The 26,070-nt window shown below is 44.5% G+C and carries 18 protein-coding genes and 3 pseudogenes; 13 read left to right on the forward strand and 8 right to left on the reverse strand.

Annotated features, from left to right (window positions below; translation table 11 throughout):
• Nucleotides 1-150: 150 nt before the first annotated feature.
• A pseudogene (locus ACMAZD_RS18925) lies at nucleotides 151-2,131 on the reverse strand (replication initiator protein RctB domain-containing protein).
• A 1,251-nt stretch (nucleotides 2,132-3,382) separates the two neighbouring features.
• Here ACMAZD_RS18925 and ACMAZD_RS18930 point away from each other — a divergent pair.
• The 4 genes from ACMAZD_RS18930 to ACMAZD_RS18945 all read left to right on the forward strand — a co-directional run bounded on the left by ACMAZD_RS18930 (nucleotide 3,383) and on the right by ACMAZD_RS18945 (nucleotide 10,124).
• Nucleotides 3,383-4,600 carry a ParA family protein gene (locus ACMAZD_RS18930; protein ID WP_004732566.1) on the forward strand — a complete coding sequence of 406 codons (1,218 nt, stop codon included), beginning with the start codon at nucleotides 3,383-3,385 and terminating at the stop codon, nucleotides 4,598-4,600.
• Nucleotides 4,601-4,605: 5 nt separating this feature from the next.
• Entirely contained in the window at nucleotides 4,606-5,580 is a 975-nt protein-coding gene (locus ACMAZD_RS18935) for a ParB/RepB/Spo0J family partition protein (RefSeq protein ID WP_435250170.1), read from the forward strand.
• 92 nt (nucleotides 5,581-5,672) lie between these two features.
• Nucleotides 5,673-7,844, forward strand: a complete 2,172-nt coding sequence (locus tag ACMAZD_RS18940) for a GNAT family N-acetyltransferase (RefSeq protein ID WP_435250171.1) — start codon at nucleotides 5,673-5,675, stop codon at nucleotides 7,842-7,844.
• A gap of 609 nt (nucleotides 7,845-8,453) precedes the next feature.
• Complete coding sequence (locus ACMAZD_RS18945) at nucleotides 8,454-10,124, forward strand: DUF342 domain-containing protein (protein ID WP_435250172.1); 1,671 nt, start codon at nucleotides 8,454-8,456, stop codon at nucleotides 10,122-10,124.
• A gap of 293 nt (nucleotides 10,125-10,417) precedes the next feature.
• On the opposite strand, the gene ACMAZD_RS18950 is transcribed toward ACMAZD_RS18945, so the two are convergent.
• The 4 genes and pseudogenes from ACMAZD_RS18950 to ACMAZD_RS18965 form a co-directional block, all read right to left on the reverse strand.
• The gene (locus ACMAZD_RS18950) at nucleotides 10,418-11,560 is read right to left on the reverse strand and encodes an IS91 family transposase (protein WP_435250173.1); all 1,143 of its coding nucleotides are present in this window, start codon (nucleotides 11,558-11,560) and stop codon (nucleotides 10,418-10,420) included.
• A gap of 149 nt (nucleotides 11,561-11,709) precedes the next feature.
• On the reverse strand, nucleotides 11,710-12,903 hold the full coding sequence (locus ACMAZD_RS18955; RefSeq protein ID WP_435247018.1) for an IS91 family transposase: 1,194 nt from the start codon (nucleotides 12,901-12,903) through the stop codon (nucleotides 11,710-11,712).
• A gap of 259 nt (nucleotides 12,904-13,162) precedes the next feature.
• Entirely contained in the window at nucleotides 13,163-14,356 is a 1,194-nt protein-coding gene (locus ACMAZD_RS18960) for an IS91 family transposase (protein WP_435250153.1), read from the reverse strand.
• An 88-nt stretch (nucleotides 14,357-14,444) separates the two neighbouring features.
• Nucleotides 14,445-14,561, reverse strand: a pseudogene (locus ACMAZD_RS18965) (ABC transporter ATP-binding protein); the annotation flags it as partial.
• Nucleotides 14,562-14,923: 362 nt separating this feature from the next.
• Between ACMAZD_RS18965 and ACMAZD_RS18970 the strand changes: the two are divergent.
• Together ACMAZD_RS18970 and ACMAZD_RS18975 are read left to right on the forward strand one after the other, a co-directional pair.
• Nucleotides 14,924-15,118, forward strand: a complete 195-nt coding sequence (locus ACMAZD_RS18970) for a hypothetical protein (protein WP_017111270.1) — start codon at nucleotides 14,924-14,926, stop codon at nucleotides 15,116-15,118.
• A 189-nt stretch (nucleotides 15,119-15,307) separates the two neighbouring features.
• Entirely contained in the window at nucleotides 15,308-15,868 is a 561-nt protein-coding gene (locus ACMAZD_RS18975) for an NADAR family protein (RefSeq protein WP_435250174.1), read from the forward strand.
• A 209-nt stretch (nucleotides 15,869-16,077) separates the two neighbouring features.
• Here ACMAZD_RS18975 and ACMAZD_RS18980 read toward each other — a convergent pair whose 3' ends face one another.
• Nucleotides 16,078-16,836, reverse strand: a complete 759-nt coding sequence (locus ACMAZD_RS18980) for a substrate-binding periplasmic protein (protein ID WP_435250175.1) — start codon at nucleotides 16,834-16,836, stop codon at nucleotides 16,078-16,080.
• A gap of 91 nt (nucleotides 16,837-16,927) precedes the next feature.
• Between ACMAZD_RS18980 and ACMAZD_RS18985 the strand changes: the two genes are divergently transcribed.
• Entirely contained in the window at nucleotides 16,928-19,312 is a 2,385-nt protein-coding gene (locus tag ACMAZD_RS18985) for a response regulator (protein ID WP_435250176.1), read from the forward strand.
• A 98-nt stretch (nucleotides 19,313-19,410) separates the two neighbouring features.
• Here ACMAZD_RS18985 and ACMAZD_RS18990 read toward each other — a convergent pair whose 3' ends face one another.
• A complete protein-coding gene (locus ACMAZD_RS18990; protein WP_017106044.1) occupies nucleotides 19,411-20,139 on the reverse strand; it encodes a UTRA domain-containing protein in 729 nt (242 codons plus the stop codon).
• A gap of 211 nt (nucleotides 20,140-20,350) precedes the next feature.
• Here ACMAZD_RS18990 and ACMAZD_RS18995 point away from each other — a divergent pair, with 211 nt between their 5' ends.
• The 6 genes and pseudogenes from ACMAZD_RS18995 to ACMAZD_RS19020 all read left to right on the forward strand — a co-directional run bounded on the left by ACMAZD_RS18995 (nucleotide 20,351) and on the right by ACMAZD_RS19020 (nucleotide 25,728).
• Nucleotides 20,351-21,433 (forward strand): ABC transporter substrate-binding protein, encoded by a 1,083-nt coding sequence (locus tag ACMAZD_RS18995; RefSeq protein ID WP_435250177.1) that lies wholly within the window; start codon nucleotides 20,351-20,353, stop codon nucleotides 21,431-21,433.
• Between the two features lie 61 nt (nucleotides 21,434-21,494).
• Nucleotides 21,495-22,373, forward strand: a pseudogene (locus ACMAZD_RS19000) (alkaline phosphatase family protein).
• A complete protein-coding gene (locus ACMAZD_RS19005) occupies nucleotides 22,370-23,263 on the forward strand; it encodes an ABC transporter permease (protein ID WP_435250178.1) in 894 nt (297 codons plus the stop codon). Before ACMAZD_RS19000 ends, ACMAZD_RS19005 begins: the two are co-directional and overlap by 4 nt.
• The gene (locus ACMAZD_RS19010; RefSeq protein ID WP_102459358.1) at nucleotides 23,263-24,048 is read left to right on the forward strand and encodes an ABC transporter permease; all 786 of its coding nucleotides are present in this window, start codon (nucleotides 23,263-23,265) and stop codon (nucleotides 24,046-24,048) included. The genes ACMAZD_RS19005 and ACMAZD_RS19010 overlap by 1 nt, the downstream gene beginning before the upstream one ends.
• Entirely contained in the window at nucleotides 24,048-25,067 is a 1,020-nt protein-coding gene (locus tag ACMAZD_RS19015) for an ABC transporter ATP-binding protein (RefSeq protein ID WP_210445553.1), read from the forward strand. Before ACMAZD_RS19010 ends, ACMAZD_RS19015 begins: the two co-directional genes overlap by 1 nt.
• A gap of 1 nt (nucleotide 25,068) precedes the next feature.
• Entirely contained in the window at nucleotides 25,069-25,728 is a 660-nt protein-coding gene (locus ACMAZD_RS19020) for an HAD family hydrolase (protein ID WP_435250179.1), read from the forward strand.
• A gap of 94 nt (nucleotides 25,729-25,822) precedes the next feature.
• On the opposite strand, the gene ACMAZD_RS19025 is transcribed toward ACMAZD_RS19020, so the two are convergent.
• Nucleotides 25,823-26,005, reverse strand: a complete 183-nt coding sequence (locus tag ACMAZD_RS19025) for a hypothetical protein (protein WP_435250180.1) — start codon at nucleotides 26,003-26,005, stop codon at nucleotides 25,823-25,825.
• Nucleotides 26,006-26,070: the final 65 nt, after the last annotated feature.

Raw genomic sequence — 26,070 nt, forward strand, 5'->3', positions numbered from 1 at the left:
ATAAGAAAGGACAAAGGTTGTCTATTCGGGATAAATAATAATCAACTGGGTGCTCTATATTGTCATCACATTGTCAGCATTAGGTGCGGTTATTATCAGAAGCTAATGATGTTCAGATCATCCATTCAACAACGATTATAGGACTCACGGTTAGTGGCCTATCGCCATTTCATCGAGCGCTAAGAACACATTCTCATCCAAATGGCCTTCATGAACTTGCTTGCATACCTTGCGACGCACGGCCAAGCCAGAAATAAGACGCTCGATTGAAAGGTGTCGATTACTGGTGCTATCGCGGTCGTTGTAGAGTTCGATCAGCTTACTCAATGTTTCGTAAGGAATCACATCCTCTCCAACTCTTAACCAATCAAGCTTCTCAATGAGCTCTGAGCACTCTTCTTTGATTGAGGCATGAGAGTGCCCGGTCATCGCTGATAAAGCCGTTATACTGCGCTCTAGGGCCTCTGAAGAGGTATATTTAGATAGGGTTATCATGATCTCATCAGCATTAATCTCAACAGAGTGCTTACGTTGCTTAACCCTGCGTCCTAGCTTGCCTCTTGGTGAAGGGGCTTTGCGCTGAATAGGCTCAAATTCGCCATCAATGATTTCAGATAACTCTTCCAATTTTTGCTTGGACACCATTTCATTGCGCAGTGGGTTGGGCAAGGTTGGTGCCATGTTCCGCTTACCTGCGTTGGTGGTGCGCGCTCTTGAGTAACGCAGTACTTCTTCAACGTTACATTTGATATCGACCTGATAATCGGTGGTCTTGCCTTTTTCGATCAACGCAGTGATCGTCAGGTGGTAACCCCACAGGTTGACGAGGAAAGTGTCTTCTTGCTCCCCTACTTCACCTAGCTTTCGCAGTTCGCGGATCAGATCCATCGAAAAACGACGCCAATCAATGTTACGCGCCAACTTTTGATTCAACTCGCTCAACAGCATGCAATCAGAATGACGACGCGCCATACGGCTTCTGAAGTAAGAATACATTTGGAAGACCAAGGTATGCTGTTTCAGGATCTCTGGTGGGAACAGGAAGAAATAATCGCGCGTGAGCAGCTCTTCATAGAACGATGGTTCCCATACCAAGATGTATAGGTTCGGTTTAATGCGAATTTCGCCGTCAGAGCCCTCTGTAGGTGCTTCTTCCGATGCAGTGATGGTTCTGGCTAAGAATCGGAAACGGTCGCTCTTAAAGCCTTCTGGCATGTTTTCACTCAACCAACGGCCTGTAAGCTCATGCAACTGAAAATCGGTAAACTCAATGCGGTCAATGCTGTCTCGGATAGAGTCACGAGCCGGCCCGCTGTCTTTCTTGCCACGTAATGAAAGAATATCTGTGATGTAGAGCGGAGTTTTGTTCGGTGTGTGCTTAGCATCCAGGTGGTAATCGTCTTGATGATGATCATGGTATTGAACCGTTAACGTGAATAACGCGAATAACGTCATCAGATCATCAACGGTCATAATGTTTTTTGAAGATCGTGTTTCGATCACCGCTCGAGTTCCTGAGATCGAAACCATCGATTTCTGGTAGCTCTTACGTGTTCTAGGAGGCGCTAACGCTTGATCGATAATCCCAGCCCAATTGGTTGGCGAGACAATGAATTGATCCGCCTCGTCTTTCATCGTTGGCGGAGTATTAAGACCGTGTTCATTCAATAAGCGTTTGTTTACTTTTGTTTGAGCAAGGGCTTTAGAACGCTTTTGCTTTTCGTTTTGTTTCACACTTTCAGTCACTAAGCTGGTGGCACCTAGCACTGATATCAATTGATTGGGATTAACAAAGCGATGTAGCATGGTTTTACCCGCAAGGCCTTCTTCAAAGCGAACTGGAATTTGCTTGAAAAGTCCGATGTTTACAGCGGCTCTGAGTCTTTGTTGCAAGGCAGCACGTGTAACTTGTCCATCGGTTGATTCGATAATTTCAGTCGTTGAAACGTATCCATCTTTGCTGCTAAACCCGCGAAGTGAAATTAGGTTGAGAAGCTCAACTACTGCTTTTCGTGACCCCTTTGAAGTGTTGATATTGTTCTATCCATTCAACAGCTGTCTCAGATACCTCAAATAAATGACCATCTTTGTGGCTTCGTGCCTTAATTAACAATTTCTCTTCTGGTTTCATTTTTGATCCGTATCACACTAACCGTAATTTCACTATAGTTCCTGAATGATAAAGAAAGAATGATCATAAATAAAGAGAATTTATTGACTTTTAAATAACTGATCTTTCTGATTAATATGATCTTAAATGCTTAAGTGATCTAATGATCCGGGCGATCATTAGATTTTAAGTTACTGAATTTAAAGTGTAAAAAAAAATCCTCTTGGAAAGCATGATCATAAAGATAGCGAAACGATGATCATAAAAGATAAGAAAGCATGATCACAGAACATCAGAACGATGATCATTAATTCATTGTAAGCATGATCATTATTGTTTCGAAAGCATGATCATTATACTTATACAGCTTATCCACAGTCCAGAATTGATCGACGAGTCTTAAATCATCAATGTGGATATTTTCGTTAGGTATTCTAGCGGAACAATGATCAAGTAATGGGGTTTTTATATTATTCTTTCCCTTTTCTGTTTAAAAATCAGTCGAGATTGGTCATACAGTCAGTGGTTGGGCGCTTTTAGCTTGCAACACAATAAATCGAGAAGCATGATCATGAAATTATCATGTTTCTGCATTTCCATTCCGTGTCGATTGAATTTCTAGCCAATGAGGTCTTATAGAGCTTGAATCCCCATTGCAAAAGCATTTGTCCGTAAGTTAGCTCTAAATTTATATGCTTCCGGAACAATATTTACTTGATCATTTTTCCGGAGGTTGATCATTTCGAATGGGCATTCATACGGATCAATACTGATGAGTTTACACCTTGATCATGCTTCATAATAATGGACTTATCAATTTTCTTACGAGTTATCTATCCCATGATCATTCTTCCGGTTGAGGCTCAATTCTCTTTTGTTTAGTGACGTCTCATCTTCGCTTTATTTTTTATTAACCAAGCGATTTTTTAGGTTTTACTCTTTGTTGGTTGAAAATCTGTCAACTTCGAATGCAAACCACACGAACCGTAATCTATGCTTGTGTTTCAATCGTTCCGAAGGTTTTCCGTTGAAATTCTATTTACATTGTAAATAAGTGATGCTGTAACATTTTAAATGTGAGGCAGAAATAGCACGTGAGATACATGACAAAAATGGTCATTTTTGTGTTCGTATTAGCCGTTGTTTCATCAAACTGTAAAAATACTGTCTATTTTATGTGATTTTACTCATAAATGCATGTGCATGTTTTTGTTGTGTTTGTTGTTGATCGCTGTACAATTTGTAGTTAGTTAATCATTACGGAAACTGGCAATGAAAAGAGAACAAACGATTGATAAGCTCTATCAGCTAGCCGAACAAACTCAACAAGTTCAGGCTGACCGAATTGAGATTATTCTTGAAGAGCGAAGTGATGAGCATTTCCCTCCAATGTCTAAAGCTATGATGGAGACACGTTCAGGCTTAACTCGTCGAAAATTGGATGAGGCAATCAATAAGCTTGAAGCGGATGGCCATCAGTTTACAAAAAACAACGCCAATCATTACTCGATTTCATTAACCGAAGCGCACATGCTGATGGACGCGGCTGAAGTGCCAAAGTTCCACCAACGTAAGCAGCATGTCGATAATAAACCATGGGTTATCAACGTACAGAACCAAAAGGGTGGTACGGGTAAATCAATGACAGCGGTTCACCTAGCGGCTTGTTTGTCTCTAAATTTAGATAAGCGCTACCGTATCTGCTTGATTGACTTGGATCCACAAGGCTCTTTGCGTCTGTTCTTAAACCCACAAATCAGCGGTGCAGAGCACGACAGCATCTATTCTGCCGTCGATATCATGTTGGACAACGTGCCTGAAGGCCAAGATGTTGATCTTGAATTTCTTCGCAAGAACGTGCTATTGCCAACACAATATCCGAATCTAAAGACGATTTCGGCGTTCCCAGAAGACGCGATGTTTAACGCTGAAGCGTGGCAAAGCCTGTCTCAAGATCAGTCACTTGATATCGTTCGTCTTCTTAAAGAGAAGCTTATCGATAAAATCGCCGATGATTTTGATGTGATTATGATCGACACTGGCCCGCACGTTGACCCGCTAGTTTGGAACGCAATGTACGCTTCGAATGCACTTCTGATCCCATGTGCTGCAAAGCGTTTAGACTGGGCTTCAACGGTTAATTTCTTCCAACACTTACCAACCGTGTACGAGATGTTCCCAGATGATTGGAAAGGGCTTGAGTTTGTTCGCCTGATGCCAACCATGTTTGAAGACGATAACAAGAAGCAGGTTTCAGTATTAACTGAGATGAACTACCTGTTGAATGACCAAGTAATGATGGCAACTATTCCAAGAAGCCGTGCCTTTGAAACTTGTGCAGATACTTACAGCACAGTTTTCGACTTAACGGTTAGCGATTTTGAGGGCGGTAAGAAAACCCTAGCGGTCGCTCAAGACGCGGTACAAAAAAGTGCTCTAGAATTAGAGCGAGTATTACATAGCAACTGGCCTTCACTTAATCAGGGATAACAAAAATGGCTATTAAAACATCTGACTTAAATGCAAAGCTATTTGGTAAAGCAAACAAACGCCGCGTAGCAACACCGCAAGAAGCGCAAACGGCAGCAAAAGAACAGGCTCAAGTGATTGAGCTTTCTGTTGCGGGCGAAGAGCTGGTTTCATTTGAATTGGTTCGAATTCCTGCGGCTGATGTTTCGACTCGAACTGTCGTTTTTGAAGATAATGCTCGTGAGCAATCTTTCTTAAACGAACACGCTCTTTCTGATGTTCTGACTACGTTAAAAGAACGCGGTCAGCAATATCCAGCGGTTGGTCGCAAGAATAAAGACGGCAAGATTGAAGTTCTTGATGGTAGTCGTCGTCGTATGTCATGTATTTTAGCGGACAAAGAGTTCCTAATTTACGTAGCGGAAAATATTAACGGCGAACACGCTAAGTTCTTATCAGACGTTGCTAACGCTCATAAGCCACTTTCTCTTTACGAGAAGGGTAAAGAGATGCAAGCGAAACTGGACAAAGGCGAAGCTGAAGACCAGAAAGCACTCGCGAAAATGTTCCAATGCAGTGAAGCTTTGGTGAGTGGAGCATTAAAAGCGGCGGCTTTGCCACTTGAATTACTTCAAGCTTACCCAAATGTGAGTGACCTTGGTCGTCCAACGATTGTTAAACTGCATAAACAATTCAGTGGCCTAACTGAAGACCAGCAGCAAACATTGCTAACTAAATGTGATGCTTCTGAAGGTTTTGTATGGCAGCGTAGCGAAGCGCAAGGCGTTACTCGTTTAACGAAAGACGTGACCGAAACATTGGAAGGTTGGATTCTTGAACTGGCTCCAGCGCCAGCGAAGAAAGTATCTCCAAAAGTTGAGCTTATCAAAGGTCGCGCTTCTTATAGCCGTAAAGGTTCAAATCTAGCTTTGAATCTTAAAAAAGTGGATGATGTGACGATGCAAGAGATCTTAAACTTCGTTCAATCAAAACTCGATTAAGCTTACAAACTGTCGAATGACTCTAAAGCCGCTTTACGCGGCTTTTTATTTGGCTGTGATAAACTGTGTTTAGATGAATCTGGATGCTAATTATGACGAACCCAACAAACACTTTTCTACATACCCTTTCCCAAACTGCTGAGCATATCCAACACCGTTATGGTGTTGTCTTTTCTGGTGATAGTGATTGGCAAGACGCTTCGATTCAAAGCTTTCTTGATACCACTTCAGCACAAACAATTTTCCAGATTGGTGGTTCACCTTTTCAATCGGTAACGCATGTTCCGGTTAAAAAGGGACAACAGCTCCTAGGTCAAGAGTGCCAACTTCTTGTTTGTGATTTTAGAGAGCAGTTTGATGCCAACAGTTTTAGTGCGGCATTAGGTGCGTTAGTCGGTGGCGGTTTATTGTTGGTTATCCCGCCCAAATCAGATGAATCTGAAGTGGGTTTGAATTCTACTTTTGGACAACGTTGGTTAGCGTCCAACTTCGCCAAACTGTTTTCTGTTTCACAAGATGATGAGCAGCTGACACAACTCTGTACTCGTCATCCTTTAACTGAAGAATTAACCCAACCGATTTTTTTCGATAGATTTGAACAACAAAAGACGGCAATAGAGTTAGTTAAGAAAGTTGTGTATGGACATCGAAAGCGTCCTTTGATCCTCACTGCAGACAGAGGTCGCGGCAAAAGTTCAACATTAGGTATTGCGGCAGCGGAGCTTTTGGTTGAACGCCACGGGCTCAATATCATTGTTACCGCACCTTCTGTTAAAGCGGTTGCGCCGGTATTTGCTCACGCAAGCCAGCGCCTAGAACCTTGTGAAGTTATCAATGCTACTCACATTTGCCATCAAGGTGGCAGCCTAAGATTCGTTGCACCAGATGAATTACTTCAATCTAAGCCTGATTGCGATTTGTTATTGGTTGATGAAGCGGCTTCCATTCCAATCCCAATGCTTAAATCTATGGTCGGTAGTTATCACCGTATGGTTTTTTCAACCACGGTTCACGGATACGAAGGAAGTGGGCGAGGGTTTGGAATTAAATTTGAGGCTTGGCTTTCAGAGTATCGTCCTGGTTGGAAAGGCTACAAGCTTGAGCAACCAATCCGTTGGAATAATCACGACCCTCTAGAGCGTTGGTTGTTTGATTGCTTCCTTCTGAGTGGCGAGGTTTTATCGAGTGGTTCCGTTGTTTATAAAGCTGGTGATTTTTCTGACGAGGCGCTCAGCCAACTTAACTTGGTCGAGCTATCTAAAACAGAGTGTCTAGCGTACCCTGAAAAGCTTCAGCAATGTTTTTCTCTTTTAGTCGACGCCCATTATCAGACATCGCCCAATGACTTAATGCAGTTCCTCAATAACCCTGCAATTCATTTGTACGCCGCTTGGCATCAAGGTGTCTGCTTGGGCTGCATGCTGGTGACGGAGGAGGGCGGTTTAGATATAGATTTAATTGCTCTGATTCAAACAGGAAAGCGCAGGCCTCAAGGGCATCTCGCTCCAGTGTTGTTAGCGAATCAGCTCGGCTCTATTGAAGCGGCAACAAACCGTTGTATGCGTGTGATGAGAATTGCGGTTTCAATTGATCATCAAGGTTTAGGCTTAGGAAGTTGGATGCTTGATCAACTATCGAATCAAGTCTCAGATATCGATTATCTGGCAACGAGTTTTGGGGCGACCAGCGAATTGGTTTCTTTCTGGCGACGTAACCAATTTGCTCCCGTGCATATTGGACATCAACGAGATCAGGCAAGTGGCTGTCATTCGCTGTTGATGGTCAAGCCACTCGGCATTAGTGCAAACAATTGGGTCGCTCAGGTGCAGTCTCAGTTTGAGCAAAGCTTTTGCTTTCTTGTTTCTGGTTCTTTAACTTCTCTTGAGGTTGATATGGTTCGTGCTCTATTACCAAGCCAGTCACTGTCAGTTAGTGAGTTAGAAAAGAAGTTGCTTTGCAACTATGTTGAAGGAGGAAACAGTTACGACAGTATTGGCTTTATTACGTTGAAATTGATTCTAGCGAGAAACATTCAACTGTCGAGCGCGTATTCATCGTCATCAACAGAGCAGCCAGTTAAGCCTGAACGCCAACATCGTAATGCTGATTGTTCGTCTATCCCTGATTTGTTGATTGCTAAAGTGGTGCAACAAAAAGGATGGGGGACTTGTGTTGAACAGTTCAACCTTGTTGGGCGTAAGCAAGCAGAAGTTCAACTTCGAAAAGATATCTCGCTCTTGTTGTCCAATTTACAGTGTAAATAGACAGAGATTTTTTCTAGATTAATTTACAGTGTAAATCCGAAATGACGATTTACACTGTAAACTGAAGCCTGTTGCGTGCCTTCTTCTTCGGTTACAGTCTTCTCAAACTATCCCTAAGCTTTTAGCTTTCCCACAATATTTGTAACGCCCCAGAAACCCCAAAGCTGAAAACTCTAATCCAAGTGTTTTCAGCTTATTGGTTTGAACGCTGGCCTACTCGATTCAGACTAACCGAATCTAAACTAGCCCTGCTGAATCCAACACCAAACCACTCATTTGCGTTTCATTAAAAACTTACATCATCACTCTGTCGAGTTGTTGTTTATTGTCTTCACCATAGACTTCCATCTCGCGTAAATTAAACAGGGGCCATACTCTGTTTCCCATTGTCCGCTTCTAGAGTTCTATTCCAAAACTGAGCTTGGAAATCGCTGATTATGATTGTAAATGTGAGCCCGCTCATAAAATGCGAGTGTCTTATTTCTGAGTCATGTTTGCACAATCGAAAGTAAGTGATGTGACGCTGATTATTCTAATGTGGTGATTCTAAGCTCAGAATGAATTATATAGACTGAATAACAACTGAGTCATTAGGGATACTCGATTCGAATGTGGGATAATATTGTTACATTGTCAGAAGATAAGCAGCATATGGTCGCGCGTTTGCCATCTGGATTTGTGGTCGACGCAAGCTTTGATAGCAAGACATTGCCACCAGCCTTGGAAGTCTTGAACGCATCTAACTATTTTCTTTTTGAAGAAGAGGTGCTGCGCTTTGTCACCCTGGCTAAAGAAGGTAAGGGTGAAGCTTATGAGGGAATCTTGATTGCTGAAGTTCGCAATGCAAGTGTTGCGGTCGAACTGTCGGATGACGAGATGCTGGCAAGTCTAATTGTTACTGGCCCTTACAGTGGACACCCGCTGCGTGGTAGCGACATCATTCACTGTTTAGCTCAAGCCCATATTACCAAGGGTATTAATAAGTTAGCGCTCAGAAAAGTACTGGTGATGAGTAGCAAGCTGAAACCCGGTGAAAAGTTTACTCAGCCCGTCGCGCAAGGTACACAACCCGTAAAGGGCAAGGACGCGAAGTTTACCGCTTTAGTTGAGGACATTACTCGTCAAGTATTGAAACCGCGTAGCAAAGACGCAGGCAAGATTGATATGCGAGATTTGGGTGAAACCATTACCGTCGGCCAAAATGACCACTTGATGAAGCGTACTCCGGCCACTAAAGGCATTGCCGGTTTTACCGTGCAAGGTCGAATCATCCCACCACTTCCTGGACAAGACAGTTTAATTAAGCCTGGTAAGGGCACCTACATTTCTCCTGACGATCCAAATTTACTTCTCGCTTCATGCCCCGGCTTACCGATCATTAAAGAACGCAGTGTCGAAGTTGATGATGCCTTATGTGTGAGCAACGTTGATGTGTCGACTGGCCACGTTAAATTTAAAGGCAATGTGTTTGTCTCTGGGAACATTGAACCGGGGATGATTGTTAAGGCGACAGGATGCATTACGGTTGGTGGTTTTATTGAATCGGCTGAAGTTCAAGCGCAAGGGGATATCAAAGTCGCGAAAGGAATTATTGGTCACACCACGAAAGAAGGTGAACCCAAGAGTTGTAAGGTATTCACTAAAGGCTCAATTACTGCCAGCTATGCACAAAATGCAGAGTTGCAAACGGGGACAGATCTTCGTCTTGGTGTCCACAGCATGGGGAACGAGATTCGATGTGGGCATGACCTTATCGTGATGGACACTATGAAGAAGCATGGCACGCTCAGTGGCGGAGAAGCTAAGGTGGGTGGCAAAGTGGAATGTGTTTTCTTAGGTGTTGAAGGGGATACTGCTACTAAGGTTCATGGTTTTGCGCGCTACGATGGATACCGACAAAAAATTGCTGAATTAAAAGAAACCTATAAACAAACTCAAGAAAAGACGATGGATGTGATTCGTCAGGAATTAGAATTTAAAAAGCAGCCTAAAGCTCAAAGAAGTGAAGAACAAGCCTTCTTGATTGAACAACAAAGAGAAAAAAACAATCTAGCCATCGAGAACACCAAATCGCAGTTGGACATGTTAGATAAAGAATTTGAAACGCACCTTGCTGAGTGTACGGTAGAGGTCCATGAGAAAGTCTATACTCGAGTCACGATTCAATTTGGTGATGAAACCGTGACGACCAAGCGCACTCATGGGGGAAGCGTATTTTCCTTCAATCAATACGAGATTCAATGTTCCTTTAAAGTGGAACAAGAAGATATTTCACTATAAAAGGCGCTAGCGTGCGGCGCCTTTATCAAAATACCCTCATCGCCACCTCTCTTTAATCAGAAGACCACACCGAGCGAATATCTGGCCATCCCCAGTTGGTGAGTGCGACATCTTCTAAGACACCTTGAAGGTAAGGAATCTCAATGTTTCCTGACCTGAACAATCGCGGCATAACTCACGTCAGAATGAGTCCCGGACAGACCTAACTTCTGCTCTACAATCTAAACACGGATGTTTGTTGAACACTTTCATGCTGTTTTCGCTATTTCAGATACACCCATCCTGTGAAACGCCTAAATTGACCTGATTTGGGCTTGAACCAGAGCATGGTGGACCAGCTCTGACAGCGGCTCCCCAGCCCTAAAGCGAAGAAACGTTAAACGGTGCCCACAAAGAATGCATTCAAACGGATCAACCTTCACATACCCTTTCAGCATAGCTGCGTAACCGGGCATTTCAGGTGCGTCTTTAGGTGCGACACCCAAGGCACCGTAGACCTTAGGGAGCATCTCACCACGACGTCGGTTTGATAGAAAACCGAAGTATCGAATCATTTTGAAGTGCTTATCTGGAATATGCTCAATCATGCGTTCTATCAGAGCTTCTGGACTCAAAATGAGGGATTCCGTTCGACCATTCCTATGGTTGAGGTAATCAAACGTCACCAAGCCTCCCTGGAAGTTATGTCGTAAACGCGACGCCGATATCGGTGGCCGTTTTAGGTATCGGCCGAGGTAAGTCATGGTTGGCGTCACGTTGGCTGTTTTCTTTGCAAAGTGCAGCTTCCATCGACGGCAATATTGGCTGGTTAAAAATCGGGACCAATCTTGCTCATTACGAATGAAAGGGCAGTCCTCTCCACTCAAGTCTAACTCTGCGTAATGGGAGCTGAGAAGTTGAGTGATGGCACCGCGCCAACACTTCTCAGTGGTCTTAGCTTTAAAGAAAATCGGCTTCCATAGACCAGTCTTCTTACATAAACCCCCACGGGTGACAGACAAATGGATGTGCACATTCCAATTCAGCTTTCTGCCGTAGGTATGAAGTGCACAGAACACGCCAATATCGATATCGAGTTGCTTTGCCCATCCTAAGAAGATTTTGGCTGCGCAGCTAAAGAGATGATTGAGAAGAAAACGATTATCCCGAAAGATGGGCCACAACGTGTGTGGTAGCGTCAACGTAACGTGTTGATACTCACACTCAGGAAAGACATGTTGTTGCTTTCGTATCCACCGCTCTGTGGCTTTTATGCCACAACTGCTGCAAAAGCGAGATTTACACGTCTGGTGAATGTATTTGTGATGGGTGCAGTCAGCATGAGTGCATCGATACTCTTTAGAGCCAAAAGCAGCGGTACTGCAAGCGAGCATCTTGGTGACGTTTTCAATGACGACGGTTCGGAGGGTTTCTCGGTACAAGGTAAGGAATCTCAATGTTTCCTGACCTGAACAATCGCGGCATAACTCACGTCAGAATGAGTCCCGGACAGACCTAACTTCTGCTCTACAATCTAAACACGGATGTTTGTTGAACACTTTCATGCTGTTTTCGCTATTTCAGATACACCCATCCTGTGAAACGCCTAAATTGACCTGATTTGGGCTTGAACCAGAGCATGGTGGACCAGCTCTGACAGCGGCTCCCCAGCCCTAAAGCGAAGAAACGTTAAACGGTGCCCACAAAGAATGCACTCAAACGGGTCAACCTTCACATACCCTTTCAGCATAGCTGCGTAACCGGGCATTTCAGGTGCGTCTTTAGGTGCGACACCCAAGGCACCGTAGACCTTAGGGAGCATCTCACCACGACGTCGGTTTGATAGAAAACCGAAGTATCGAATCATTTTGAAGTGCTTATCTGGAATATGCTCAATCATGCGTTCTATCAGAGCTTCTGGACTCAAAATGAGGGATTCCGTTCGACCATTTCTATGGTTGAGGTAATCAAACGTCACCAAGCCTCCCTGGAAGTTATGTCGTAAACGCGACGCCGATATCGGTGGCCGTTTTAGGTATCGGCCGAGGTAAGTCATGGTTGGCGTCACGTTGGCTGTTTTCTTTGCAAAGTGCAGCTTCCATCGACGGCAATATTGGCTGGTTAAAAATCGGGACCAATCTTGCTCATTACGAATGAAAGGGCAGTCCTCTCCACTCAAGTCTAACTCTGAGTAATTGGAGCTGAGAAGTTGAGTGATGGCACCGCGCCAACACTTCTCAGTGGTCTTAGCTTTAAAGAAAATCGGCTTCCATAGACCAGTCTTCTTACATAAACCCCCACGGGTGACAGACAAATGGATGTGCACATTCCAATTCAGCTTTCTGCCGTAGGTATGAAGTGCACAGAACACGCCAATATCGATATCGAGTTGCTTTGCCCATCCTAAGAAGATTTTGGCTGCGCAGCTAAAGAGATGATTGAGAAGAAAACGATTATCCCGAAAGATGGGCCACAGCGTGTGAGGTAGCGTCAACGTAACGTGTTGATACTCACACTCAGGAAAGACATGTTGTTGCTTTCGTATCCACCGCTCTGTGGCTTTTATGCCACAACTGCTGCAAAAGCGAGATTTACACGTCTGGTGAATGTATTTGTGATGGGTGCAGTCAGCATGAGTGCATCGATACTCTTTAGAGCCAAAAGCAGCGGTACTGCAAGCGAGCATCTTGGTGACGTTTTCAATGACGACGGTTCGGAGGGTTTCTCGGTACTTATTGAGGTAGTTCAGCCAAGTATCGTTGGCATTGAAGAGTTGTTTGATGGGCTTATTCGGATGCATGACCTATAGGATAAACGATTCATCCAAAGCGCCCTAGTAGGTTGAGTCTCTTTGTTTTCGGCCGTAGGCCGCTCAGGCGACACCGTCGTCGGTTCGGTAAGGAATCTCAATGTTTCCTGACCTGAACAATCGCGGCATAACTCACGTCAGAATGAGTCCCGGACAGACCTAACTTCTGCTCTACAATCTAAACACGGATGTTTGTTGAACACTTTCATGCTGTTTTCGCTATTTCAGATACACCCATCCTGTGAAACGCCTAAATTGACCTGATTTGGGCTTGAACCAGAGCATGGTGGACCAGCTCTGACAGCGGCTCCCCAGCCCTAAAGCGAAGAAACGTTAAACGGTGCCCACAAAGAATGCACTCAAACGGATCAACCTTCACATACCCTTTCAGCATAGCTGCGTAACCGGGCATTTCAGGTGCGTCTTTAGGTGCGACACCCAAGGCACCGTAGACCTTAGGGAGCATCTCACCACGACGTCGGTTTGATAGAAAACCGAAGTATCGAATCATTTTGAAGTGCTTATCTGGAATATGCTCAATCATGCGTTCTATCAGAGCTTCTGGACTCAAAATGAGGGATTCCGTTCGACCATTCCTATGGTTGAGGTAATCAAACGTCACCAAGCCTCCCTGGAAGTTATGTCGTAAACGCGACGCCGATATCGGTGGCCGTTTTAGGTATCGACCCAGGTAAGTCATGGTTGGCGTCACGTTGGCTGTTTTCTTTGCAAAGTGCAGCTTCCATCGACGGCAATATTGGCTGGTTAAAAATCGGGACCAATCTTGCTCATTACGAATGAAAGGGCAGTCCTCTCCACTCAAGTCTAACTCTGAGTAATTGGAGCTGAGAAGTTGAGTGATGGCACCGCGCCAACACTTCTCAGTGGTCTTAGCTTTAAAGAAAATCGGCTTCCATAGACCAGTATTCTTACATAAACCCCCACGGGTGACAGACAAATGGATGTGCACATTCCAATTCAGCTTTCTGCCGTAGGTATGAAGTGCACAGAACACGCCAATATCGATATCGAGTTGCTTTGCCCATCCTAAGAAGATTTTGGCTGCGCAGCTAAAGAGATGATTGAGAAGAAAACGATTATCCCGAAAGATGGGCCACAACGTGTGTGGTAGCGTCAACGTAACGTGTTGATACTCACACTCAGGAAAGACATGTTGTTGCTTTCGTATCCACCGCTCTGTGGCTTTTATGCCACAACTGCTGCAAAAGCGAGATTTACACGTCTGGTGAATGTATTTGTGATGGGTGCAGTCAGCATGAGTGCATCGATACTCTTTAGAGCCAAAAGCAGCGGTACTGCAAGCGAGCATCTTGGTGACGTTTTCAATGACGACGGTTCGGAGGGTTTCTCGGTACTTATTGAGGTAGTTCAGCCAAGTATCGTTGGCATTGAAGAGTTGTTTGATGGGCTTATTCGGATGCATGACCTATAGGATAAACGATCCATGTAAAGCACCCTAGTCGGTTGAGTCTCTTTGTTTTCGGCCGTAGGCCGCTCAGGCGACACCGTCGCCGGTTCATGTTAAAACTTACCGATTTGACGGCATTAAAATCGCCGTTATCCGTAATGTAATCGACACATAAATTCTTCACTTGGAGAAGTGGTGTCTCTGAATGTTCACTAGACATACTAAATACTCAGTTATGATATTGATAATTATTATCATTAACATGAAGTAAATTTAGTGAAAGCAGTGAGCACAAAAAGAATGAAGTGCCTCGAAATTAATTTAGGGTTATTTCATGAGGTTTCAGTGGAAAAGCCAGATTGATAAAGGAGAAAATGAGAGTTTGATCAAACCACATTTCTAGTGGGGAATCTTGTAAATGTAATTGCAGAAATTGGCTTTGGCAAAGTTTAAATGAGGCATTTATTAATTAGCTTTGTGAAGCGTCGGAATCATCACACTTCAGTACAGAATTTCTTAACAAGTGATTTAGCTTTTGCTACAGATTAGCTGTCCATTACATGGTGCTTTTCGGAGGAAAACATGTCCATTAATTCTATCAACCATGATGAAATGACAAATATTGCAAACAAGTGGGATGCTGAAGAAGAAGTATCTTTCAAACCAGAAAAGAAAATGAAGTCTGCTGAAGCTCGTCGTCGTATCGAGACTCTAAGAGAAATTAGAGAAAGCGGTTTTAGTCTGGAAGAAGCGAGAGATCTCGGTTTGATTCACTAAAATTTCCAACTGTATTTCAAGGGTGGTCACATACCACCCTTTGATTTATATAGATTTTATTTCGTTAACTGCAATTTAAATCAACCACATACTGTTCTTTTCTTAGTAAATAAAATCTCACTTAACTCCTCAACTCACTTCCCTTGTCTGCTAAAAACACGCTGATGGCTTACTCTTGGACTAAGTTGTTTGACAGCAATATGCAACGCCACTAATTTTAAAGTTAAAGCAACAATATGCGATGTCGTTGGTAAGGAGAAGGCTATGTCTAATTCTGTGGCTCAAGCCAAAGAAGTGCTGTTTTATGAACCTGAAGACCCAAATGGATACCTTTCAAATTTTGCGGCTTGCCCCATTAAGGTTGATGACCAAGTATGGGCTACCAGTGAACACTATTATCAAGCGATGAAGTTCGCCTCTCGAGAACTGCGCAATACTATTTTGGAAGCCTGTTCGCCTGCTGAAGCATTTTCGTTGAGTCGTCATTATGAAGACCAAGTACGTGAAGATTGGTATGACATCCGCGTTGAAGTGATGCGATTCATTGTGACCGAGAAATTTAAACAGAACCCGCAATTTGCCTTCTTTCTCACTAACACTGGTGATTGTGTTATCAAAGAACACTCTCAAAAAGATCACTTTTGGGGAGATGGCGGTGATGGAACTGGGGAGAATCGACTGGGTGAGATTCTGATGACGGTACGACAACAGCTTCGTACTCAACAGCTGCATTTGATTGCCTCAAACTAATCCATTTAACTTCGGTTGTTCCCAATTAAGTAGGTCGATTAAGGGTAAACTCTTTTAGTCCTTAAAGATGAATAGAAAAGGCCGCCCTGTTTAGGTTCTGTGCTCAACAAGGCGGCCTTTTAAGTTTTAGAGCGAGTTAGCCATCGAAGAGAGCTAAAGTGCGTTACCGAAGCTATACGGTAACGCTGTGGTTATAAATGATACTGTTACTATAAGTAACTCTGTACGATGTCGTCGAGCTGTCCATCGTCTTTCAGTTGGTCTAAGCGTTGGTCGATGAAGGTTTGCAGTTTAGGATCCATCTCGGGGTCAAACGCCAAATGGATAGGATAGTTATTGATCACTGAATCAAACTCTTGCATCTGGTAGTCATCAATACTCAGCTTCTGCTCGTTTAGGTTGTATTTGATTCGTGATTCCATCTCAACAAACACAGTATCGCCAGGTGATCGGTTGAGGATACGAAACGCAGCCGTGTAATCTTTCACTCGAATCTCGTTAAGCTTGCCTTGTTGGATGTATGGTTCTAGGTTCGGATACTCAAACCCTACCAGCAATACCACGGCTTTTCCGTCTAGGTCATCGATAGTATTAAACTCAAACGGCTTTTTTCCGCTGCTGAGCAACACGTGTTTTACATTGTAAATCGGATCTTTAGACAAGTTAACCGACTGGATATTCCCCCAGCTCGGACTACCGTAGGTTACCCAGTTTGGATTTTCTCTCGCATCAAGCTTGTCGATCATTCGGTTAAAAGGGTAGGTGTGGTAGTTGATCTCATATTGGCTATCGTCGAATACCGCTTCCACAATATCTGAAACCATTCCTCTGTGAGATGACCCGTCAGTTTCGATCTGAAAAGGTTGCGCTTGGCTCGCAATAATGTAGTAGTGAAGAGGTTCACTTGCAGAAGTATAACTGCTTGAAAACAAACTGACTATGGATGCAACGATAAGATGTTTTTTCATAACCTTCCCTAGTTACTTGATGAATGACTACTACTACTATACTAGTTGAGTAATTGTAGTTTGTTAGGATAACAATAATGGTAATTTGTGTATGGTGAAAAAAGGAAAACGCTATATTGGACTCTCTCGACAGTTGATCGGGACAATAATTGCAATCAGCACCTTATTCACTGTGATAGTGACAGGTCTGGGATTATATGTGGAGTACCAAAGTCGAGTTTCTTTTATCAGTTCTCAGATCGAACAGGTTAAAGCGGGATACCTCTCCGGTTTAACCGCGAGCTTGTGGGTGGAAGACCGAACTCAACTGTTCGTACAAGCTGAGGGCATTTCTCGTTTACCCTCTGTGAGTTATCTTAAAATAGAAAGCCCGGGTGAAAAAATTCTTGAACTGGGTAAAGCAACCTCAGGGCAGTCTTATTCTCAGTTTTGGGAAATGGTGTACCAAATGGGAGGTAAAGATTACCACCTCGCCACATTAACGGTGCAAGCTGATTTAAGTATTATCTTCGATGATTTCGAAGAACGGGTTCTGTTGTTACTCGCCTTTGAAGCGGTGAAAATCTTCTTACTCTCTCTGGTATGTCTGACTATCGTCTATCGTTTAGTCGTTAAACGCTTGATGATCATGTCTTCTCAAATTAATCAGCAACAAGTGGAAGACAACAAGCCACGTTTTCTCACCCCAACTGAATGTACCTATCAAGATGAGATTTCAACGCTAGAGTCGAGCTACAACCAGTCTATTGAACGCATTCGCCAACAATACCAAGAATTGGAAAAAGCCAAAGACACCGCAGAGATAGCCAACCGCAACAAGAGTGAATTTCTCGCCAATATGAGTCACGAGATTCGGACTCCAATGAATGGCATCATCGGGCTGTCGTCTCTGCTTTCTGAAATGGACATGCCGAAAGAGCAAAAAGAGTATGTCGACATGCTTAATACCTCTTCGCTTACGCTGCTTGATTTGATCAATGATATTCTCGATTACTCGAAGATTGAAGCGGGCAGGCTTGAGCTTCAGCAAGAACCGATGAAAATGATGGGCATTGCAGCCGACGTTGAGTCGACCTTCAGAGTGAAAGCTGAGCAAAAAGGGCTTCGATTCCAACTAGCGATAGATCCTAAGATCCCGACCATGATGATTGGAGATGGAACGCAGCTCAGGCAAGTGCTGAATAACTTAGTGGGTAATGCCATCAAATTTACCGAGCGCGGTCATGTCACGCTTTCTCTTCGCTTAGAGCAAGTGATTGAGCCTGAGCAGCAATTGAGAGTTCGATTTGAAGTTGCCGACAGCGGTATTGGTATCGCAGAAGACAAACAGAAATCGGTGTTCGATAAGTTTCAACAAGCCGACGGCAGTACCACGCGTATCTACGGAGGCACAGGGCTTGGTCTAACAATATGCGAGAAGATCGTGACATTGATGGGCAGCAAGCTTGAACTCACCAGTGTTGAAGGTCAGGGCAGTACATTCTATTTTACGGCTGACTTTGACCCGAGCCTGAATGTGGACGAGAGCAACATTGATTTTAATAAAGTATCGGTACTACTAGTTGATGATAGCCAGCTGAACATGCGTATCACATCGACACAGCTACAATCGTTTGGTGTGTCCTCTACATGCTGTGAAACCGCAGCCCAAGCGTTAGAGCTCGTTTCAGAGTCTGTCGAAAACGCCACGCCTTACGACTTAGTGTTGATTGATAAAGTCATGCCTTCCATCGATGGGTTCCAGCTTGCAAGAAACCTCATAGAGCGGTTCGGCAAAGCCTGCCCTAAGCTTGTCATGATCTCTGCCGCCCCTCGTAAGCAAGATGAAATGCATGCCAAGCAAGTGGGATTTATAGCCTTCATAGCTCGTCCGTATCAAGATAATCAGCTAAAATGGACCATCAGTGAGGTGTTAGCGAGAACGGCTGAAACCGAGAGCTTTACTTATCCAAATCGAGGTGAAGTGGCGTTTAAGGACAAAGAGCCTGTACCAACAACTAAACCTGCGGTGGTTGCGAAAGAAAGCGCCAAGGCTGAAGAGTCTAAGCCTGAAGCCGCGTTATTTAGCGGTAAAGTTCTGGTTGTTGAAGACTCCAGAGTGAACCAGCAGGTTGCTAAGATGATGCTTAGGAAGCTTGGTTTTGAGGTGGACATTGCCGATAACGGTAAAGTCGGAGTCGATAAATTTAAGCATAATGAGTATCAAATGATCTTCATGGATTGTCAGATGCCAGTACTTGATGGCTTTGAAGCGACGAAACAGATTCGAGCACTCGAAGAAGGGACCTCGAAACATATTCCTATTGTGGCGCTGACAGCCAACGTAGTGCTGAAAGATAAGCACTTATGTTTTGATGTGGGTATGGATGAGTTTCTACCTAAACCTGTTAATCAAGGCACACTGAGAGAAGTCGTAGCGAGTTTTTTGTCTGATAAGAGCGAGCTTACAGGCGAAAGTGAGCAGAAGATTATTTAGTCTGTGCGCCATTAAATCTCATCGTTAAAATCAAAAACTCCGACCTAATCAGTCGGAGTTTTTGTATATGTGGGGTTACTCTCTCAACGGATTCGGCACTAGTCAATGCTATCAATATGGAGCACTACTGAATCTGGTCGCCAGTATTCCAGCTCGCAGTCCATCAACTCGCCGTCTTGTTTGTAGTTCACTCGACAGATTTTAAGAACAGGTTGCCCTTCAGCCAAATTTAACGCCTTAGCGACATGCGCAGGAGCTGAAGTAGGAATCACATTAAAGCGCGATCGTTTTGTCTCATAGCCATATTTTTCTAGGTAGATTCCCGTCAACGACATGGTTAGGTTTTCTGACAATACCTTCTCAAAAAGGGGCGCTTTCAAGACGTTTTCAACAAACAGTACCGCTCTGCCATCAATAAAGCGCAATCGCTCAATCACGTGTATTGGGGTTATCTGTTCTATCTCTAATGCTTTGGCGTAATCGCCTGCGGCCATCTCTGTGCGGGTGCTCAGCAGCCTTGTTTCTGCAATACGATGTTGCTCACGAATCATTTGATGAAAGTGAGAACGTGACAATGGGTTGTAGCGAATCCGTTCGGGTGACACATACCAGCCTCGACGTTCTTCTCTGTATATCAAGCCTTCGGTTTCTAATGACACCAGCGCATCTTTGAGCGTGATTCGTGTGGTGGAAAACAGCTCGCTGAGCTCTCTTTCGGATGGCAGTTTTTGCCCCTCGGTGAAGATGCCAGATTGAAGCTGTTCTCTAATGCTCGTTTTAATTCTGCCTAGCTGTGTCCTTGATTGCCCTGTTGCCAATGTTCTCATTACTGATCTAGTCCATAAGTTCGTGTGCTTAATAAGGTAAACCATGGAGTTAACAGGAATATTACAGTAAACAATGGCTTATTGTCATGTCGGTGAAATATAACTGCCATGTAAATGCATCCTAACTGTCAAATAAGTTGCGCGAAAGCGTCACATTCTGGCGATAACATACAAAACGAACTTACTGACCTAGTCCAGAAGGATAGAGACAATGAAAACTTTGCTTAGCCGTTCAACTGTATCGCAAGCTAAATTAATAGGTGCAACATTAATAACGGCAACACTTTCAATGCCAGCGATGGCGAAGGATGCTGATCTTGAGTCACTGATTGAAGCCGCTCAAAAAGAAGGTGCGGTTTACAGTGTGGGTATGCCAGACAGTTGGGCAAACTGGAAAGGCACATGGACAGACCTGAAAGCAAACTACGGTTTGAAGCATCAGGATACGGACATGAGCTCGGCGCAAGAGATCTCGAAATTTGAAGCAGAGAAAAGAAACGCAACCGCAGACATCGGTGATGTTGGTTTTGCTTTTGCACGTGTCGCTGTGAAAAAAGACGTCACTCAGCCATACAAGCCAACGACTTGGAATGACATTCCAGACTGGGCGAAAGACAAAGATGGTCACTGGGCTCTGGCTTACACTGGTACTATCTCGTTCATCTCAAACAACAACCTTGTTGAAGATGCACCCAAATCTTGGAGCGACCTACTAGAAGGCGACTACAAAGTCACAGTCGGTGACGTAGGTGTAGCCGCGCAAGCAAACAACGCGATTTTAGCGGCAGCATTTGCTAATGGCGGTGACGAGTCGAACCTGAAACCAGCGATTAAATTCTTTGGTGAACTAGCGAAGCAAGGCCGTCTATCTTACACAGATCCAAGTATTGCGAACCTTGAAAAAGGCGAAGTGGAAGTGGCGATCATGTGGGATTTCAACGCACTGAACTACCGCGACAAGATCGACCGTGAGCGCTTTACTGTAAGCATTCCACAAGATGGCTCTGTGATCTCTGGTTACACCACCATCATCAACAAATACGCGAAAAACCCGAACGCGGCCAAGTTGGCTCGTGAATACATCTTCAGCGACCAAGGCCAAATCAACCTAGCAGAAGGTTACGCACGTCCAATCCGTAGCAACGTTACGCTGCCTAAATCAGTGCAAGACAAGCTGATCTCGAACGAGCAATACAGCAACGTTCACCCAGTAACTGACTTCTCAGCATGGGATAAATCAGCACGTCGCTTGCCGCGTCAATGGCAAGAAAGCGTATTGATTCACCAGCAATAATCCCGCTTAACACGCCACCTGTAGTGGGGGGCTTATAGAAACAAGCAATAGAGAATAGACCATGAGCAATAAGGTTATCCTTGTTGTTCTAGATGGACTGAATTATCAGGTAGCCCGTGATTGCATGGGCTACCTGAACGGTCTTCTAGAGCAAAGTGATATGCATAAAAAACAGGGCGATTCGTACAATAAACAGAGCACTTCGCAGAGCACGCAAAAAAACAAGCTGCGCGCCACACTTTACCCTATGCAGTGTGAACTGCCGTCCATGTGACGCCCATTGTATGAGTGCATTCTTACAGGTGTTCGCCCTGTCGAGAGTGGCATCGTTAACAACCAAATCGTGCGTTTGTCGAATCATGAGTCGATCTTTAGCTTAGCTAAATTGCAGGGTAAAGTGACGGCCGCCGCGGCATATCACTGGGTGAGCGAGTTGTATAACCGAGCACCGTTTGACGCTGTGCGTGACCGTTTTACCAACGATGAAACCATGAATATCCAGCACGGTTGTTTCTACCACTGGGACCACTACCCAGATGAAGCCTTGTTCTTGGATGCCGAGCATCTGCGCGTCACTCATCAGCCTGATTTCTTATTGATTCACCCAATGAACATTGACGACATTGGACACAAGTATGGGTTGGATTCTCGCCAGTACCGCAACAGCGCACGTGGCGCGGATATCTACCTATCAAACTATCTTGAGAAATGGGTAGATGATGGTTATCAAGTGATCATCACCAGTGACCATGGCATGAACAATGACTTATCTCACGGTGGTATTTTGCCTGAAGAGCGTGAAGTGCCATTCTTTGTGATTGGCGATAAGTTCACACACCAAGCGTGTTCAGTGAAACAGACCGACATCTGCGGCAGCGTGTGTCAGTTACTCAACCTTGAACACGATAAACCTTACACTCAGGAATTGTTGGCCCTATGAGCAGTTCTGTAATCACGCAGAGCGATGGCTCTGCGCTTAAACCTCAAACCAAATCTTGGTTCAAACGCTTCAAGCCCGCTTTGTGGCTTGCGCCTTTTGCCCTGTTTTTTTATCTGTTCCAACTGGCACCTATGGTTTGGGTGTTGCTTAACAGCTTCTTTTACGACGATGAGCTTTCTCTCGAAAACTATTCTGAAATATTCGATTCTGCTTTCATGATGCAGGCTTTTGGCAACAGTTTATGGTTGTCGATTTGGTCGAGCATTATTGGCTTAGCGATTGCGACTCTGTTGGTCTCTTCACTGCGCCGCGTTGATTCTAAAATCCGCGATGCGGTGATTGCGTTTACCAATATGAGCAGTAACTTCTCAGGTGTGCCTCTGTCGTTCGCTTTCATCATCATCTTAGGCACCAATGGTGCGATCACCTTATTGCTCAAGCAGTACGGATTACTGGGTGATTTCAACTTGTATGGCAAGTGGGGCTTACTGGCGATTTACATCTACTTCCAGATCCCATTGGCGGTTTTATTGCTGTACCCAGCGTTCGATGCCTTGAGTGATGACTGGCAAGCAGCCTCAGCACTGCTTGGTGCGAAAACCTGGCAATACTGGACTAAAATCGCGCTGCCTGTGCTATCCCCTGCCTTATTAGGCACTTTCATCATTTTGATTGCCAATGCGATTGGCGCCTATGCGAGCGTGTATGCGTTGACCTCGGGCAACTACAACGTGATTACGATTCGAATCGCGAGCTTAGTATCGGGCGACTTGTTCTTAGAGCCAAACCTAGCCGCTGCAATTTCCGTGATTCTGATGGCGATGCTGGCCTTCATCACTATGATTAACCAATGGCTGATCAGCAAAAGTTACGCAGGGAAGAGAAAGTAATGAACACCGTAAAGACTCGCTTTCATAAAACCGTGGTCTATTCGATCGTTGGCATCATGATGATCCCGATCTTAGCGACCTTTATTTATTCGATCTCTTCGCGTTGGGGTGCAACGATCCTGCCCGATGGCTTCACGTTAGATTGGTACATCAATTTGCTGACGGATCCTCGCTTCCTACAAGCCTTTGGTCGTTCACTGTTTATCTGTGTGGCAGCGTTGTCACTGAGTGTGGTGTTGGTTCTGCCTGCGATTTTCGTGGTGTTTTACTACTTCCCGAAACTCGACAAGGTGATGAATATCCTCATCTTATTGCCGTTCGCAGTGCCGCCTGTGGTGTCGTCGGTGGGCTTACTTCAACTGTATGCCGATAGCGAAATCTCACTGATAGGCACGCCGTGGATCTTGATTGGTACTTACTTCACCATCGCGCTGCCATTCATGTACCGCGCGATTGCTAACAGCTTTGAAGCAATCAACCTGCACGACTTGATGGACGCTGCCCACCTACTCGGCGCAAGTACCACCAAGGCGTTTCTATTGATTATTCTGCCAAACCTTAAGAAAGGCTTGATGGCGTCGTTGTTCTTGTCGTTCTCGTTCCTATTGGGCGAGTTTGTGTTTGCCAACATCTTGGTTGGTACACGTTACGAGACGCTGCAAATCTACCTATACAACATGCGTCAAACCAGTGGTCACTTCACGTCAGCCCTTGTGATGACCTACTTCCTGTTTATTTTCTTACTGACTTGGTTGGCAAGTCGTTTCAGCCAAGGAACCAAATAATGAGCTATGTAAATGCAAAAAATCTCACCAAGCGCTTTGGTGACAATACGGTGTTTGAAGACATTGAATTCTCCATTGAGAAGGGCGAATTCATCACGCTGCTTGGCCCAAGTGGCTGTGGTAAATCAACGCTGCTACGTAGCTTGGCAGGCTTGAATCCGGTCGATGGTGGCGAGATCTGGGTGAATGGTGAAGAGATCACTCACCAAGTGCCGCAACAGCGTGGCATTGGCATGGTATTTCAATCTTATGCGCTGTTCCCGAACATGACGGTTGAAGGCAACATTGCGTTTGGCCTCAAGATGAAAAAGCTTGCTGCTGATGAGATTAAGCGAGAAGTCGCCAAAGTGATTGGGCTGGTGGATTTAACGGGCAAAGAGAAATTCTACCCGCATCAGTTATCGGGCGGTCAGCGTCAGCGTGTGGCCTTGGCAAGAGCCTTGGTGGTTAAGCCACGTATTTTGTTGTTGGATGAGCCTCTTTCAGCACTGGATGCGAAGATCCGTAAGCACCTACGCCAACAGATCCGAGACATCCAAAAAGAGATGAACCTGACCACGATCTTCGTGACTCACGATCAAGAAGAAGCGATGATCATGTCTGACCGTATCTTCTTGATGAATAAAGGCGAGATCGTGCAAGCGGGTACACCTGAAGAGATCTACACTCAACCTGCCAATGAGTTCGTAGCGGGTTTCATGGGACACTACAACTTGGTGCAAGCGAACAAGGCTAAACAGTTGTTCGATATTGAAACCGAGTGGAAGGTGGCGATTCGACCTGAATCTATCTACGTTAAAGAGCAAGGCCGACAGTATGGCGAACATATATCTGCGCCTAAAACGGGCACCATTCGTAACCATCAGCTCTTGGGTAACGTAATCCGCTACCAAGTGGACGTTGATGAATGTGAATTAACGGTCGACCTACTCAACCGTTCTTCTGAACGACTGTTGGCCAATGGCAGCCAACTTGAACTCCTGTTTAACCTTAACGAAATTCAACCCGTGAGAGCCTAAGATGTTTAAACCTTTGTATGTATTTGATTTGGACGAAACGCTGATCAATGCTGATGCAGCAATGCTCTGGAATGAGTTCTTGGTTGAAAAGGACATTGCCACAGCACCTAACTTTATCGAAGAAGACCAGCGCTTAATGGGCCTGTATTCAGAAGGTAAACTGAACATGGAAGATTACCTAACATTTTCCATGCAGCCACTGGCCGACATGCCAACAGAGCAAGTCACCGCTTTGGTTGAAGAGTGTGTCGAACAGCATATTTTGCCTAAGCAATTCAAGCAGTCGAAGCCCTTGATTGAACAGCTAGAAAATGACGACATCGATATGCTGATCATCTCTGCCAGCGTAACTTTCTTAGTGGAAGCGGTCGGTCGTAAGATTGGTATCGAAAACGCACTTGGTATCGATTTGATTGAAAACCAAGGCCGTTTTACTTCTCAAATATCAGGTGTGCCAAGCTACCGTGAAGGTAAAGTCATCCGTTTAAAAGAGTGGTTAGACAATCAAGAAACTAACTACTCAGACATTCACTTTTATACCGATTCAATCAACGACTTACCTTTGTGTGAACACGCTGATTTTGCTTACTTGGTGAATCCATGCCCGCGTTTGAAAGCACTGGCTGATCAACCGAATTGGTCGATCCTCGACTGGGATTAAACAGAATCTTATCTTCGAATTAGGTTCGCTCTAGAACTCATCAAGCCGCTGACTACAGCGGCTTTTTTGCATCATCAGTCTAATGTTCGATTTATTACCTTAGCTGACAAAAGGACGCATGTAACAATTCAATAACATCTCTTACTCTGCTGTAAATCAAATCACCATCTTTCAATCCCTTGATAGCACTCACTTTCTTGTCTTGATGGTTTGTGTGTAACAAATATTTTACAAATTGACAGGGTTTCATCGAAATTGCCCATTTTCCTCCACCCATTCCATTATCTCGGCTTGTGGGCCAAATTTAATTAAGGACAAAAAATACACAACACAAAACCAATA

The organism is Vibrio sp. nBUS_14 (assembly GCF_051201655.1).
Taxonomy (GTDB): domain Bacteria; phylum Pseudomonadota; class Gammaproteobacteria; order Enterobacterales; family Vibrionaceae; genus Vibrio.

Coding starts and splice junctions, on each gene's coding strand:
- ACMAZD_RS18930 (WP_004732566.1), top strand. CDS start 3,383: ATGAAAAGAGAACAAACGATTGATAAGCTCTATCAGCTAGCCGAACAA.
- ACMAZD_RS18935 (WP_435250170.1), top strand. CDS start 4,606: ATGGCTATTAAAACATCTGACTTAAATGCAAAGCTATTTGGTAAAGCA.
- ACMAZD_RS18940 (WP_435250171.1), top strand. CDS start 5,673: ATGACGAACCCAACAAACACTTTTCTACATACCCTTTCCCAAACTGCT.
- ACMAZD_RS18945 (WP_435250172.1), top strand. CDS start 8,454: ATGTGGGATAATATTGTTACATTGTCAGAAGATAAGCAGCATATGGTC.
- ACMAZD_RS18955 (WP_435247018.1), bottom strand. CDS start 12,903: ATGCATCCGAATAAGCCCATCAAACAACTCTTCAATGCCAACGATACT.
- ACMAZD_RS18960 (WP_435250153.1), bottom strand. CDS start 14,356: ATGCATCCGAATAAGCCCATCAAACAACTCTTCAATGCCAACGATACT.
- ACMAZD_RS18970 (WP_017111270.1), top strand. CDS start 14,924: ATGTCCATTAATTCTATCAACCATGATGAAATGACAAATATTGCAAAC.
- ACMAZD_RS18980 (WP_435250175.1), bottom strand. CDS start 16,836: ATGAAAAAACATCTTATCGTTGCATCCATAGTCAGTTTGTTTTCAAGC.
- ACMAZD_RS18985 (WP_435250176.1), top strand. CDS start 16,928: ATGGTGAAAAAAGGAAAACGCTATATTGGACTCTCTCGACAGTTGATC.
- ACMAZD_RS18990 (WP_017106044.1), bottom strand. CDS start 20,139: ATGAGAACATTGGCAACAGGGCAATCAAGGACACAGCTAGGCAGAATT.
- ACMAZD_RS18995 (WP_435250177.1), top strand. CDS start 20,351: ATGAAAACTTTGCTTAGCCGTTCAACTGTATCGCAAGCTAAATTAATA.
- ACMAZD_RS19005 (WP_435250178.1), top strand. CDS start 22,370: ATGAGCAGTTCTGTAATCACGCAGAGCGATGGCTCTGCGCTTAAACCT.
- ACMAZD_RS19010 (WP_102459358.1), top strand. CDS start 23,263: ATGAACACCGTAAAGACTCGCTTTCATAAAACCGTGGTCTATTCGATC.
- ACMAZD_RS19015 (WP_210445553.1), top strand. CDS start 24,048: ATGAGCTATGTAAATGCAAAAAATCTCACCAAGCGCTTTGGTGACAAT.
- ACMAZD_RS19020 (WP_435250179.1), top strand. CDS start 25,069: ATGTTTAAACCTTTGTATGTATTTGATTTGGACGAAACGCTGATCAAT.
- ACMAZD_RS19025 (WP_435250180.1), bottom strand. CDS start 26,005: ATGGGTGGAGGAAAATGGGCAATTTCGATGAAACCCTGTCAATTTGTA.